The organism is Streptomyces sp. XM4193 (assembly GCF_023072595.1).
Lineage (GTDB): Bacteria > Actinomycetota > Actinomycetes > Streptomycetales > Streptomycetaceae > Streptomyces.
In genome coordinates, this window is sequence record NZ_JALLGK010000001.1 from 728,168 (window position 1) to 741,156 (window position 12,989).

At 73.6% G+C, this 12,989-nt stretch carries 9 protein-coding genes, 1 pseudogene and 1 riboswitch; of the genes and pseudogenes, 7 read left to right on the forward strand and 3 right to left on the reverse strand.

Translation table 11 applies throughout. From position 1 onward, the window contains the following. Positions 1-4: 4 nt before the first annotated feature. Both MTQ01_RS03090 and MTQ01_RS03095 read right to left on the reverse strand, forming a co-directional pair. Positions 5-772 carry an ABC transporter ATP-binding protein gene (locus MTQ01_RS03090; RefSeq protein WP_247486727.1) on the reverse strand — a complete coding sequence of 256 codons (768 nt, stop codon included), beginning with the start codon at positions 770-772 and terminating at the stop codon, positions 5-7. Next, positions 769-1,866 (reverse strand): ABC transporter permease, encoded by a 1,098-nt coding sequence (locus MTQ01_RS03095; RefSeq protein ID WP_247486728.1) that lies wholly within the window; start codon positions 1,864-1,866, stop codon positions 769-771. Before MTQ01_RS03095 ends, MTQ01_RS03090 begins: the two co-directional genes overlap by 4 nt. Before the next feature lie 212 nt (positions 1,867-2,078). Here MTQ01_RS03095 and MTQ01_RS03100 point away from each other — a divergent pair, with 212 nt between their 5' ends. The 3 genes from MTQ01_RS03100 (at position 2,079) to MTQ01_RS03110 (ending at position 5,696) form a co-directional block, all read left to right on the forward strand. Continuing rightward, a complete protein-coding gene (locus tag MTQ01_RS03100; protein ID WP_374207578.1) occupies positions 2,079-3,536 on the forward strand; it encodes a sensor histidine kinase in 1,458 nt (485 codons plus the stop codon). Further along, positions 3,529-4,197, forward strand: coding sequence for a response regulator transcription factor (locus MTQ01_RS03105; protein ID WP_247486729.1), 669 nt, complete (start codon positions 3,529-3,531; stop codon positions 4,195-4,197). Before MTQ01_RS03100 ends, MTQ01_RS03105 begins: the two co-directional genes overlap by 8 nt. A 299-nt stretch (positions 4,198-4,496) precedes the next feature. Further along, positions 4,497-4,641, forward strand: a riboswitch (cyclic di-AMP (ydaO/yuaA leader). An 11-nt stretch (positions 4,642-4,652) separates the two neighbouring features. Next, positions 4,653-5,696: a M23 family metallopeptidase gene (locus tag MTQ01_RS03110; protein ID WP_247486730.1), complete on the forward strand. Its 1,044-nt coding sequence runs from the start codon at positions 4,653-4,655 to the stop codon at positions 5,694-5,696. A 370-nt stretch (positions 5,697-6,066) separates the two neighbouring features. On the opposite strand, the gene MTQ01_RS03115 is transcribed toward MTQ01_RS03110, so the two are convergent. Next, positions 6,067-7,446, reverse strand: a complete 1,380-nt coding sequence (locus MTQ01_RS03115; protein ID WP_247486731.1) for a CdaR family transcriptional regulator — start codon at positions 7,444-7,446, stop codon at positions 6,067-6,069. Positions 7,447-7,542: 96 nt separating this feature from the next. Here MTQ01_RS03115 and MTQ01_RS03120 point away from each other — a divergent pair, with 96 nt between their 5' ends. From MTQ01_RS03120 to MTQ01_RS03135, 4 genes and pseudogenes are all read left to right on the forward strand, one after another. Continuing rightward, a complete protein-coding gene (locus tag MTQ01_RS03120; protein ID WP_247486732.1) occupies positions 7,543-8,673 on the forward strand; it encodes a ferredoxin reductase in 1,131 nt (376 codons plus the stop codon). A gap of 129 nt (positions 8,674-8,802) precedes the next feature. Continuing rightward, positions 8,803-9,876, forward strand: a pseudogene (locus MTQ01_RS03125) (fatty acid desaturase); the annotation flags it as partial. A 782-nt stretch (positions 9,877-10,658) separates the two neighbouring features. Then, positions 10,659-11,636, forward strand: coding sequence for a PRC and DUF2382 domain-containing protein (locus MTQ01_RS03130; RefSeq protein ID WP_247486733.1), 978 nt, complete (start codon positions 10,659-10,661; stop codon positions 11,634-11,636). 474 nt (positions 11,637-12,110) lie between these two features. Next, the gene (locus tag MTQ01_RS03135; protein ID WP_247486734.1) at positions 12,111-12,956 is read left to right on the forward strand and encodes a DUF1707 domain-containing protein; all 846 of its coding nucleotides are present in this window, start codon (positions 12,111-12,113) and stop codon (positions 12,954-12,956) included. Positions 12,957-12,989: the final 33 nt, after the last annotated feature.

The following is a 12,989-nucleotide window of genomic DNA, read 5'->3' on the forward strand; positions in this document are numbered from 1 at the left end:
GCGGCTACCGCGCCGCTGGACCGGCCCCGGCCGATGTCCCGGCCCCGGCCGCTGTCCCGGCCTCGACGTCGGCCTCGACGTCGGCCTCGAGTCCGGCCGCGCGGGTCGTCGAGAGACGGCCGTCGCGCACCTCCACCACCTCGTCCGCATCGGCGAGTTGGGACCGGTCGTGGGTGACGAGCACCGTCGCCGTACCGCGCTCGCGGGTGAGCCGGGTCAGCAGTGCGACGACCGCCGCGCCGCGTTCGTGGTCCAGCGCGCTGGTCGGCTCGTCGACCAGCAGCACGTCCGGCGCGTTCATCAACGCCCGGGCGATGTTGACCCGTTGACGCTGACCGCCGGACAACTGGTGCGGTCTGCGGTCCGCCTGCGCGGTGAGGCCCACCGCCTCCAGCAGCTCCGACGCGCGCTCCCGCACCCCGCGTCCGGTGCCGCCGTTCAGGTGCGCCATCACCCGCAACTGCTCGTCGACGGTCAACGCCGGCAGCAGATTGGGCTGTTGGAAGACGATGCCGATGCGTGTGCGGCGCAGCTCGGCGAGCGCACGGCGGCTCCACCCGGTGGTGTCCGCGCCCGCGACCCGCACCCGTCCGCTGTCCGGGGCGACGAGGGTCGCGGCGACGGCCAGCAGACTGGACTTCCCCGATCCGGACGGTCCCACGACCGCGGTGATCCGCCCCGCCGGGACGCGCAGGTCCACCGAGTCCAGCGCGGTCAGCTGGCCCGCGCCGTCCGGGTAGGTCAGCGTGACGTCGTTCAGTTCCAGGCTCATCGGGCGCTCCCCAGAGCGATCAGCGGGTCCACGGAGACGACGCGGCGGATCGCCAACGCCGCACCCAGCAGCCCCAGTACGGTCATCACGGTCGAGGGCACCAGGACGGTCGCCGGGTCGAGGACGAACGGAACGCTGCCCTCCACCGCCGCGCCGGCCAGCGCCGCCAGCCCGGTGCCCAGGCCCACGCCGCCCACCAGCAGCAGCGCCGCCTGTCCGAGCGCGTCGCGCAGCACGTACGCGGTGGACGCCCCGAGCGCCTTCAGCACAGCCACGTCCGCGCTGCGCTGGATGGTCCAGACGGTGAAGAACGCGCCGATGACCAGCGCGGAGATGGCGAAGAGGAAGCCGCGCATCAGCTGGAGCGAACTGTTCTCCGCCCGGTAGGAGCCGATCGCCTCCAGGGAGTCCTCCAGCGGCACCGTGCGGGTGCCCACCCGCCGGTCTGCGTCCCGTACGGCGGCGTCGTCCCCGCCGCGCAGCGCCACCACACCGGCGTGCGCCTCCCGCGACGCGCCGTCGCCCGCGGCGGGCGGACCGCCCAGGCTCTGCCACACCGGCAGCGGGGTCCACACCACCGGGGTGTGGCTGTACATCGCGTCCCCCTCCACCGCGCCGACGCGCAGCTCGCGCTCGCCCAGCGAGAAGGTGTCCCCCTCCCGCAGCCCGCCCAGCTCCTCGGCGGCGCGGACGGAGAGGACCGCGTGCCCCTCGTCCAGCCGTCCCGGGGGAGCGAGCGAGGAGCCCTCGTTCACCCCGAAGGCCGCCAGCGAACGGGCCGTATCGCCGGACCGCGCCCTGGTCATCGCCACCCCGAGCGGCTCCGCACTCTCCACGCCGGCGACCTCCGCCCAGGAGCGCCACGTGCTTTCGGGAACCGTCGAGTCGGTGAAGGAGAGGTTTTCGCCGTCGGCGGGGGCCGCGAAACTGATCCGGTCCGCGGACAGCCCGGTGACGGCGGAGGTGTTCTCCCGCCCGAGGCCGGCGGTCAGCCCGGACAGCAGCCCGACCAGCAGCGCGATCAGCACGATGACGCTGCCCATGAGCGCGAAGCGCCCCCTGGCGTGCAGCAGGTCCCTCCTGGCGACGAACACGTCTCCTCCTTCCCCGGCGCACCGGATGTCGACGTGCCCACCCTCGGCCTCCCGGGCCCTCCCGGGCATCGGGCGGCGGTACGGTCCCGGGGCGCGCGAAGGTGCAGGGCGCCGGGGCCGAAAGGCGCAGCTCGGCCGACCGGAGGGACCACGAGCCGTTACACCTTTCGATCGATGCGCGGCCCGGGACCCCGCTCTACGCTGGACGTTCCGTGAACGCTCAGCACCCCACCCCAGCCCCCGCCGCGGCCCCCGGGCCGGCGCGCCGCGCGCCCGTACCGCGAGCGCTGCGCGGCTGCCTGCATCTGCTGGTCGCGCTGCTCCTGGCCCTCACCGCCGCACGGGCGCTCACCGACACCTCGTCGACCCGGGCGGACCCCTGGCTGGTGGTGCTGGCGGCGGTCACGACCGGCGGGCTCTACGCACTCGGTCCGCTCGCGGGGCGCCGCGGCGGTTCGCGGGCCGCGGTCCTGTGGTGGCCCGCGGCGGTGACGGCCGCCTGGCTCGTGCTGCTGGCCTTCGCCCAGGACGGCGTGTGGCTGGCCTTTCCGCTGTTCTTCCTCCAACTGCATCTGCTCGCGCCGAGGTTCGCCCTGCCGGCCGTCGCCGCGACCACGGCCGCCGCCGTCGCCGGATTCGGCTGGCACACCCACACCCTGAGCGTGGGAACGGTCGTGGGCCCGGTGCTCGGCGCGGCCGTCGCCGTCGCCTTCGTGTTCGGCTACCGGGCGCTGCACCGCGAGAGCGAGCAACGGCAGCGTCTGATCGAGGAACTCACCGCCACCCGCGGGGAGTTGGCGGCGGCGGAACGGGCCGCGGGTGTGGCCGCCGAGCGCGAGCGGCTGGCCCGGGAGATCCACGACACGCTCGCCCAGGGCCTGTCCAGCATCCAGCTGTTGCTGCGGGCCGCCGAGCGCGCGCTGCCCGCCGACCCCGGTGCCGCCGCGGGCCACGTACAGCACGCCCGCGTCACCGCGGTGCAGAACCTCACCGAGGCCCGCCGCTTCGTGCACGAGCTGAGCCCGCCCGATCTGGAGGGCAGCTCGCTGACCGCCGCGCTGGAGCGGCTGTGCGCACGCGCCGACGCCACCGGCGAGCCGGCCGTGGGCTTCTCCACCTCGGGCACGCCGCTGCCGCTGGCCACCGCGTCGGAGGCGGCCGTGCTGCGCATCGCCCAGTCCGCGCTCGGCAACGCGCTGCGGCACGCAAAGGCGCGGCAGGTGCGGATGACGCTCAGCTGGATGCCCGACCCGGACCGCCCCGAGGTGGTGCTCGACGTGGTGGACGACGGCCGCGGCTTCCGTCCCGACGCACTGCCCCGGCCCGGCACCTCGCCGGACGGCGGCGGGTTCGGCCTCGCGGCGATGCGTGCCAGGGCACGGGCGTCCGGCGGCGAGCTGGTGGTCGAGTCCGCTCCCGGAGCCGGCACGGCCGTCGCCGCAACCCTGCCCGCCCTCGCCCCCCGACCCGCGACGCCGGAGGAGCCGGCACGGGAGAGGCCGACGTCGGCCGCGCCGGCTCCGGACGCACCTCAGGGCCCGGCGTCCGAGGGCCGGGAGTTCGCCGGACAGCAGGGGGCGCACCGGGCGGAACGGGGACAGCGGCGCCGCGCGGAACGGGTGCGACGTGAGCGGCGGGAGCCGCAGGAGGGGGAGGCCTCGGATGGATGAGCGGACGACCGGCCGTGCGGCGGGGGCCGAGGCGCCGCCCGTACGGCTGCTGCTGGCCGACGACCACCCGGTCGTACGGGCCGGGCTGCGGGCGGTGCTGGAGACGGAGCCGGACTTCCGGGTGGTCGCGGAGGCGCCCTCCGCCGAGGAGGCCGTACGGCTGGCCGGCGAGCTGGTGCCCGATGTCGTGCTGATGGACCTGCAGTTCGGCGATCGGATGCTCGGCCCGGAGGCCACCGAACGGATCGTCTCGGTGCCCGGCGGCCCGCGCGTACTGGTGCTCACCACGTACGACACGGACGCCGACATCCTGAACGCGATCGAGGCCGGCGCGACCGGCTACCTCCTCAAGGACGCCCCGCCCGAGGAGCTGGCGGCGGCGGTGCGCTCGGCGGCTGCGGGCCGCACCGCGCTGGCGCCCGCGGTGGCCTCCCGGCTGGTCGGCCGGATGAGGCAGCGGGAAGCCGCGCTGTCCCGGCGGGAGACCGAGGTGCTGAGCCTGGTCGCCGAGGGGCTGTCCAACGAGCAGATCAGCAAACGCCTCTTTCTCAGCCAGGCGACCGTGAAGTCGCATCTGGCACATATCTACACCAAGTTGGGTGTGGACTCGCGCACCTCCGCGGTCGCCGCCGCGACCTCACAGGGCATCATCCGCCGCTGAAAGCAGGGGAGTTGGGCGTTTCGGCGCCGCCAGTCGTCACTTTCCGTAGCGGTCGATCCGGTCGTGCGTCACGGCTTGATCAAGATCAACGCATGTACCAACAAACTTTTACTCAGTCAAATGCCCGAATGCTCCCGGTCGCATATCTAAAGTCCGGCACCAGTACGGGTGTTGTTCCCGGCAGGGCTTGGAATCCGCGGCCCGGAGCTATTAACGTTCGATAACGCAGCGCGGTCACCACTGCCGTCACCCAGGCGGCGCCGTGCGCCTTGGCCGAATCCCGGCCGTGTGTCACACCGTCACAAGCACCACCGACACACACAAGGGAACCGGGGAACCACCTACTTGGGGTGAATCGGGCAGCTTCCAGGCGGAAGCCGCCCGTAGGAGACCTTCCTGCTCCGAACCCGTCAGCTAACCCGGTAGGCGAGAAGGAAGGAAAGGAGAGCGCCCAAGTGGCGTCCAGCAGGTCTGCCCCCGAGGCATCGCGTACCGCCGCCCAGCAGTACGAAGCCTTCGGCCCCGAAGCCGGTGACTCGTGGGACGAGTGGAACCCCACCGCCGAGTCCATACGCCCCGTGCGCGGTCGGCACCGCGTCGCCAAGCAGCGCGGCGGAATGGGCCGCAGCGGCGCCGTTCTCGGCGTCGGCATGGTCGCCGCCATCGGCGCGGGCGGTATGGCCACCGCCCAGGACAAGCCCAAGGCCCCAGTGTCCGTACCGGACCTGGGGTCTCTCGCTGAGAAGCTCCCGGACGCCTCCGAGTTGCCCGGGATCGGCGGCATGGTCGCCGACAAGGAGCCCGACACCGAGACGCTCGCCGCCCCGCTGACCCAGGCCGGCCTCAGCAGCGAGGACAGCGCCGCCGGTCAGACGGACGCGGGCGAGGCACTGCGCGCCCGCATCCTCCAGCAGGCCGACCAGCAGCAGGCCGCCGCCGACGCGCAGGTGCGCGAGGAGGCCGCGAACGCCGCCGCCTCCGCCGCCGCGGAGAAGGCGTCCAAGGCCGCCGACGCGGAACGCAAGGCCGAGGCCGAGCGCAAGCGCAAGGCCGAGGAGGAGCGCAAGCGCAAGGCGGAGGAGGAGCGGCTGCGCAAGCTCGCCGCCAGCTACACCCTGCCGCTCGCGGGCTTCCAGCTGACCTCCGGGTTCGGCGACTCCGGCTCGATGTGGTCCAGCAACCACACCGGCCAGGACTTCGCCGCCCCCAGCGGCACCCCGGTCAAGGCCGTCCACACGGGCACCATCAAGGAAGCGGGCTGGGCCGGTTCGTACGGCTACCGCATCGTGCTGGAGCTCGACGACGGCACCGAGATCTGGTACTGCCACCTCTCCTCGATGACCAAGACCAGCGGCCAGGTCACCACCGGCGACACCATCGGCCGGGTCGGCTCGACCGGCAACTCCTCCGGCCCGCACCTCCACATGGAGGTGAGGCCCGGCGGCGGCGACGCGGTCGACCCGCTCTCCTGGCTGCGCGGCAAGGGCCAGAACATCTGACAGCGGACGCACGGTCCGGCGCGTGACCCGCGCCGGGCCCGTTCCGCCCGGGGAGCTTCGAACTCCCGCCGCCCCCGCACCACTCGGCGCAGGGGCATGCCAGTACGGCAGGTGTGCCGTACCCCCACGCGGCGCACCTGCGCACACCGCCCGCGGCCCTGGTGAACACCCCCGGACACCAGGGCCGTCGGCGTGCCCGCGGTAGCCCGGCCTCCGCCGCCCTCGGCCGCCCCGCATCCGGCGCCCGCGCCCGCCGCCGCGCATCGCGGCTCCGCGCCCGCCGCCCCGCGTCCGCCCGAGTCCGTCGGTGCGCTCAACTCCCCGTCCGGCGCCCGCTGTTCGCGCGCCCCGCTCCGGTGTGGGGGCGGAGTCAGTCGCCCGGTGGGGTGGTGTGCCAGGGCAGTGGACCGTGGTGGCGCCCGCCCACGGTCAGCGTGAGCTCCAGCAGTCTGTTCGGGTCGCCGAGCGCGTCCCCGTACAACTCCCGCAGCTGGCCCATCCGGTAGCGCACCGTCTGCGGATGCACGCACAGGGCCGCGGCGATCTCCTCCCGCCGGCCCTGGTGCAGCAACCAGGCCCGCAGGGTCTCGTGCAGCCGGTCGGCCGCGGCCGGACGCAGCGCGGCCAGCGGCGCCAGGGTGCGGCTGCGCAGATCGTGCAGCGCCTCGGGGTCGGCGTTGAGCACCAGCTCGGCCAGATGGTCCTCGCTGTCCACCGGGGTGCTGCGGTCCGGTGCGGGCGCCTTGCGGTCCGACGTCTCCGGGGGCGGCGTCAACTGCCGTACGCGCCGGGCCCGTTCGTAGGAGGCCGCGGCGCGGGTCCACTCCCTGGCGGGGCCGGCCACCGCGTCGCAGTTGCCCAGCGCGCGCAGCAGTGCGCGCCGTCCGGCCCCCTCCGCGTCCGGGACGAGCAGTACGGCCAGCCCGTCGGCGGCCAACTCCGCGATGTCGTCGGCGGCCGAGAGCGTACGGGCGTCCAGTGCGGTCAGCGCCCCCGACGCCTGGGCGCGGGGGAGGAGGACGGCGGTCAGGGTGCGCGGCGGATCCCAGGCGGCGGACTCCGCGGCGGACAGCAGCTGCTGCTGCGTCGCCCCGGTCAGCAGGGCGGAGGCCAGCAGTTCGCGCGAACGCTGCCGGGCCCGGCCGAGCTGTGCCAACTGCGCCGCGTGCCCGGCCATGCTCGCCGCCGACAGCTCGTCGATGTAGGCGAAGACCAGCTCCGCGAAGCGCGCCAGCATCGGCGCCGGGATTCCCCCGGCCACCGCGGCGCTGGACAGTTCGCGCCAGGAGACGCGGGCGCCCACCCGGTAGGCGGCGAGCAGCGCCTCCATGCTTCGACCGCTGCGGGCCTCGCCGCGCCCCAGCCCGTACGCGGCGTCGACCACCGGGCTCAGCGGGGTGGCCGGATCGCCGCTGAGCGGCTGCGAGGCGAGGTCGAGGAAGGCGCCGAGGGCGAGGCGCACGGCGTTGTCGATGTTCGCGCCCATCTTGCCGCTGAGGTCGTTGGCGTAGCCGGGCACGCCGACGATGATCGCGTCGACCGCCCGGCGCGAGACCTCGGGCAGGTGGGCGCGGAGCACCTCGGTCAGCTCGGGGCTGAGTCGCAGCCCCTCGTCGCCGAGCGCCGCGGCCGGCGGGCCGTCCGCCTCCTCCACGGGGAAGGGGGCCGGTGCGGGCAGGGGGACGGGTGCGTCCGCCGACGCGGCGTCGTACTGCTCCGGTGTGCCGTCGAAGCCGTCTGCTGCCGCCATGCGCTCCCCCGGATTGTTCGCGTGCCACAAAATGATGTCATCGATTCACGTACCAGAGACAGGACTTTACGCCCCAGGGTGCATGAACCTGGAGGCATGTCACGTACCGAAGGACGTTCCCCGAGCCGGGGGCAGAGCCCCGCCGCTGTGGCCGGCTGGCTCAGGGGCCGCGCCCTGTCGCTCGCCGAGACGGTGACGACCCCGCTGCTCCCGGACGACTACCTGGACCTGGTCAACCCGCTGCGCGCGGGCGCCCGGCTGCGCGGGCGCGTCCTGGACGTCCGCAAGGAGACCGCGGACTCCGCCTCGCTGCTGATCCGGCCCGGACGCGACTGGCGCGGCCACACCCCGGGCCAGTACGTCCGACTGGGGATCGACGTCGAGGGCGTACGGCTGTGGCGTGCGTACTCGCTCACCTCCCTCGCCGCGCCGCACGACGCCCGCCGCGGGCCCGCGCCCTTCACCATCACCGTCAAGGCGATGCCGGACGGTGTCGTCAGCAACCATCTGGTGCATCGGACCCAGCCCGGCGCGATCGTCCAACTCGACCAGCCCTGCGGCGACTTCGTCCTCCCCGACCCGCTGCCGGCCAGATCTCTCTTCCTCACCGCGGGCAGCGGCGTCACCCCGGTGATGGGCATGCTCCGCAACCACGGCCACGCGCTGCGCGACGCCGTCGTGGTGCACTCCGCGCCCACCCGGGACGAGGTGATCTTCGGCCCGGAGCTGCGCCGGATGGCCGCGGACGGCCGTATCCGGCTGCTGGAGCGGCACACCGACACCGAGGGCATGCTCACCGCCGACGACCTGCTCGCGCTCGTGCCCGACCTCGACGAGCGGGAGACCTGGGCCTGCGGACCGACCGGACTGCTGGACACCGCCGCCGAGCTCTGGGAGAGCAGGGGCGCGACCGACCGGCTGCACACCGAGCGCTTCCGCCCCACGGTCCTGACCACGGGCGAGGGCGGCACCGTGAGCTTCACCCGCTCCGGGGTGGACGCGGAGGCGCCCGGCAACACCCCGCTGCTCGAAGTCGGCGAGGAGGCAGGGGTGTTGATGCCCTCCGGCTGCCGCATGGGCATCTGCTACGGCTGCGTCACCCCGCTGCGCCAGGGCAGCGTCCGTGATCTGCGCGACGGCAGCGTCGTGACCGCCGTCCCCGGCGACGACGTACTGGTGCAGACGTGTGTGTCGGCCGCGGCCGGCGCCTGCGAGCTGGACCGTTGACCGCGCCGCACCCGTACGCGTCCCGATCTCCCGTGCGCGCGCCCGCAGCCGCAGCAGCCGAGCCGGTGCGCGGCCACCGCGCCCCGTACCTCCCAGCCCACCGCCCGCCGACACCGTGAGGCCCACACCATGACCGCCCTGCAGAACAAAGAGCACAACCCCGTCGCCCACCTGACCGACGAGGACATCGAGCAGCTCGGCGTCGAACTCGACGCCATCCGCGCGGAGGTGCTCGCCACCCGGGGCGAGCGCGACGCCGCGTACATCCGGAAGGTGATCGCCGCCCAGCGCGCCCTGGAGGTGGCAAGCCGCGGGCTGCTGCTGTTCAGCGGACGCCGCTCGGTGTGGTGGATCGGTACGGCCGGCCTGTCCGTGGCCAAGATCCTGGAGAACATGGAGATCGGCCACAACATCATGCACGGGCAGTGGGACTGGATGCGCGACCCCGCGATCCACTCCACCACCTGGGAGTGGGACAACGCCTCGCCCGCCGACCTGTGGAAGCACTCCCACAACGAGCTGCACCACACGTACACCAACGTCATCGGCCGCGACAACGACCTCGGCTACGGCATCATGCGCGTCGACGAGGACCAGAAGTGGAGCACCTTCCACCTCGGCCAGCCGGTCTGGAACGTGCTCAACGCGATGGTCTTCGAGTACTCGATCGCCGCCTACGACCTGGAGATCGGCCGCTACCTCGCCGGCCGCACCGAGAAGGCCGAGTTCCGGGCCAAGGCCAAGTCGGTCCTGCACAAGATCCGCCGCCAGGCCACCAAGGACTACGTGGTCCACCCGGTGCTCTCCGGCCGCAACGCGCGCACCACGCTCACCGCGAACCTGACCGCCAACCTCGTCCGCAATGTGTGGACCCACTCGGTGATCATGTGCGGGCACTTCCCCGAGGGCGTCGAGACCTTTACGAAGCACTCCATCGAGGGCGAGACCCGTGGACAGTGGTACCTGCGGCAGATGCTCGGCTCGGCCAACATCAGCGGCAGCCCCGCCCTGCACCTGATGACCGGCAACCTCTCCCACCAGATCGAGCACCACCTCTTCCCGGACCTGCCGAGCAACCGCTACCAGGAGATCGCCCCGAAGGTCCGCGCCGTCTGCGAGAAGTACGGACTGCCCTACACCACGGGCTCGTTCCCCAAGCAGCTCGGTTCGGTCTGGAAGAAGGTCTGCCGACTCGCACTGCCGCCCGCCGGCGCCTCCCTCCGCGGCTCCTCGCGCTCCTCGTCCAAGGGCAGGGCCGACTCCGCCGCACCGGCGAACCAGGCGCGACCGGCCGCCGGCCCGCGCAGCACGGTCGGTTCCGGCACCCGGCGGGCCGCCGGCATCTCCACGGCGCAGCGCGCCTGAACCCACCGCGCCGCAGCCCGCCGCGCGCACCCACGAGCGCGCGACTCCACCGCGCCCGAACCACCGCGGCCGACGAACACGCCGCGGTACGTCCGCAGCCCGCCCCGCGGCGACCGTCCCCGCTGCCCCGTCGCGCGCAGCCCGTCGCGCACCGCCCCGGCGGGTCTCGGCACCGTGTCCGCACCGTGCCCCGCGGACCCGCCGGGGCGGACGTGCGTCGCCCCCGCCGTCGCCGCGCGGGTGCGGGCCCAGCCCCGTACGCGCGCACGGGCTCGCGGGTACCGGCCCGGCGCGTACGTCTGCGCGTACGTCTGCGCGTACGTCTGCGCGTACGGCGGCCCGGACGGCCCGGCGCGCGGGTTCGCCGGCACGTTGCCCGGACTCGTCGCGGACGGACCGCCGCGTGCTGCCGGCTGCCGGCGCCGGCGCGTATCGCCAGCGCACAGGCCTGTTTCGGCGTAGTACCCGCATCCGCTCTGCCGTCGCGTCACCCGCTGTGACAGCAGCCGGGTGATTCCTCCCGGTTTGCGGGTTTGGATGTCACGGTGCGCAATGGGAAGTGGCGTGTCTCTTCGTCGGGGAAGGTTCCCCGCGGCGCGCGTGACGTGGAGGGCACATCTATGGCTTCCGATGACAGCGCAGGCCGGCTGACTTCTGACGAGATCAGCGGGCTGAACGTGTACGCGACCGACGGCTCGAAGCTCGGCTCCGTCGCGCAGGTCTACATCGACGACGTATCGGACGAACCCGCATGGGTGACGGTCAAGACCGGGCTCTTCGGCACGAAGGAAAGCTTCATCCCGCTGGCCGGTGCTCGTCGTGAGGGTGCGGACCTGCACATCCCCTACGACAGCGAGCGGGTGAAGGAGGCTCCGCGCATGGACGCGGACCAGCACCTGGACCCCTCCCAGGAGGGAGAGCTCTACCGGCACTACGGCCTGACGGCCTCCGGCGGCCGGAACGCCGAAGGGACCGGTGGGCGCGGCGACATGGACGGTCGCAACGCCGGCATGGCCGGTACCGGTACGGCCGCCGCGGCCGGCGGCATGGGCACCAGGTCCGGCAGGGGCGACCGGAAGGGCATGGCGGACGACACCACCATGGCCGGCCAGTCCCGCATGGACGCCACCGACGCCGACCTCCGCGGTCCTTCGTCCGAGGACACCCGGGCCGGCATGGGCGACGGCTACATGACCCTCTCCGAGGAGCAGCTTCGCGTCAGCACCAACACCGAGGAACGCGAGATCGGACGGGCCCGACTGAGGAAGTACATCGTCACCGAACACGTGACGACCACCATCCCGGTCAGCCACGAGGAGGTACGGCTCGTCCGCGAGCCCATCTCCGAGTCCGACCGCGGTCGGGGCGTGGGGCGCATCGAGGAGGAGGAACTGGAGGTCACGCTCCACGAGGAGCGTCCGACCGTGCGCAAGGAGGCCGTCGCCGTCGAACGGGTCCGTCTGGAGACGGAGAAGGTCACCGAGCAGCAGGAGATCTCCGCCGACGTCCGCAAGGAGCAGGTGGAGTACGACCCCGGGCGCAAGGACGGGAAGGAGATGCCGGGCGAGGGCAAGGGCGGCAAGGGCCGCCACTCCTGATCGCGCCGCCGCGGCCCGCAGGGGCCCGGAACCGGGGCGCACCGCCCCCTGGCGCACCCGGTTCCCCGGCGAACAGCAGGCGGGGTGAGGCGCCACCCGGCGAGGAGACTCGCCGGGTGGCGCCCCGTCGTGCGTCCGGGGGCCGTCGTGCGTCCGGGGTGGTCGTGCGTCCGAGGTCGTCGTGCGTGAGCGGGCCGTCGTGCGTCCGGGTCGCGTCGTGCACCGGGGTCGTCGTGTGTCGGGACCCGTCGGCTGCGGGCGCGGTGCGCGCGTCGGGGTGTGCGGGTGGCGGCGGCCCGTTGTCCGGGGGCGATGTCGGTCCCGTATGAGCCGTACGAGCCGTGCGGGACAGGCCGGTTGGCGGTTCACGAGCCCGTCGAGGGGCGGCCTCCGGGACGGGGTCAGGCACGTTCAGGGTCGATCTCAGGGACAACCCTGGTGTGCCCGGCGCTTCTTCGGGAAGATAATCCGAGCATGGGTGAGTACAGCGCAGGCAGTGCGCCGGACGGGTCGCGGAACCACCACCCCGTGGGGGGAAGGTTTCCGCCCGAGCTGAGCCATGTGCGGCTTTCGGACGCCGAACGGGACGCCATCGCCACGGAGTTGGGCGCCGCCGTCGCCGAGGGGCGGCTGACGCCGGACGAGCACGCGGATCGTCTGGACGTGCTGTTCGCCGCCAAGACGCAGGGCGAGCTGGAGCCGTTGCTCGCCGATCTCCCCTCCCCGCACGCCGGGTTCGGGCCGCCGTCCTCGGGGCCGGTGCCGGCCGCCGGTTTCGGTCCGCCCGCCGGCCCCCGGCCGGGTTTCGGCCCGCCGGACCCGAACCGACCGCCGCACGGCGCCGAGCGCCTGGTCACCGCCCGACCGACCAGCCTGCACGCGAACACCTCGATGTCCTCGGTGGTGCGCAGCGGCAACTGGGTCGTACCCGCCCGCTACCCCGCGACCAGCTTCTGCGGCTCGGTCACCCTCGATCTGCGCGAGGCGCGTTTCCTCTCCCGGGAGACGACCATCAAGGCGGACACCTACTGCGGTTCGGTGGAGGTGGTGCTCCCGGACGACGTGGTCGTCCGGATCGACGGTACGGCGATCATGGGCTCGTACGACTTGGACGGGGACCGTCCGCGCATCGACGATCCGTACGCCCCCGTCGTCAACATCAGCGGCTACGCGTTCATGGGCTCCGTGTGGGCGGTCTACCGGCCGCGCGCCCACCAGGCCAAGCCCCGGCGCTGGTGGCAGCGCGCGATGGGAGCGCCCGAGCAGCAGGTCGAGCAGGGCCTGTACCTGACCAAGGAGCAGAAGCAGCTGGGGCGCTGACCCCGCGGCCGGGCAGCCGGCGATCCGCCCCCG

What these genes read in the sequence shown, in the direction of transcription:
- MTQ01_RS03115 (WP_247486731.1), bottom strand. Translation starts at nt 7,446, where the DNA reads ATGGCGGCAGCAGACGGCTTCGACGGCACACCGGAGCAGTACGACGCC.
- MTQ01_RS03105 (WP_247486729.1), top strand. Translation starts at nt 3,529, where the DNA reads ATGGATGAGCGGACGACCGGCCGTGCGGCGGGGGCCGAGGCGCCGCCC.
- MTQ01_RS03135 (WP_247486734.1), top strand. Translation starts at nt 12,111, where the DNA reads ATGGGTGAGTACAGCGCAGGCAGTGCGCCGGACGGGTCGCGGAACCAC.
- MTQ01_RS03130 (WP_247486733.1), top strand. Translation starts at nt 10,659, where the DNA reads ATGGCTTCCGATGACAGCGCAGGCCGGCTGACTTCTGACGAGATCAGC.
- MTQ01_RS03120 (WP_247486732.1), top strand. Translation starts at nt 7,543, where the DNA reads ATGTCACGTACCGAAGGACGTTCCCCGAGCCGGGGGCAGAGCCCCGCC.
- MTQ01_RS03090 (WP_247486727.1), bottom strand. Translation starts at nt 772, where the DNA reads ATGAGCCTGGAACTGAACGACGTCACGCTGACCTACCCGGACGGCGCG.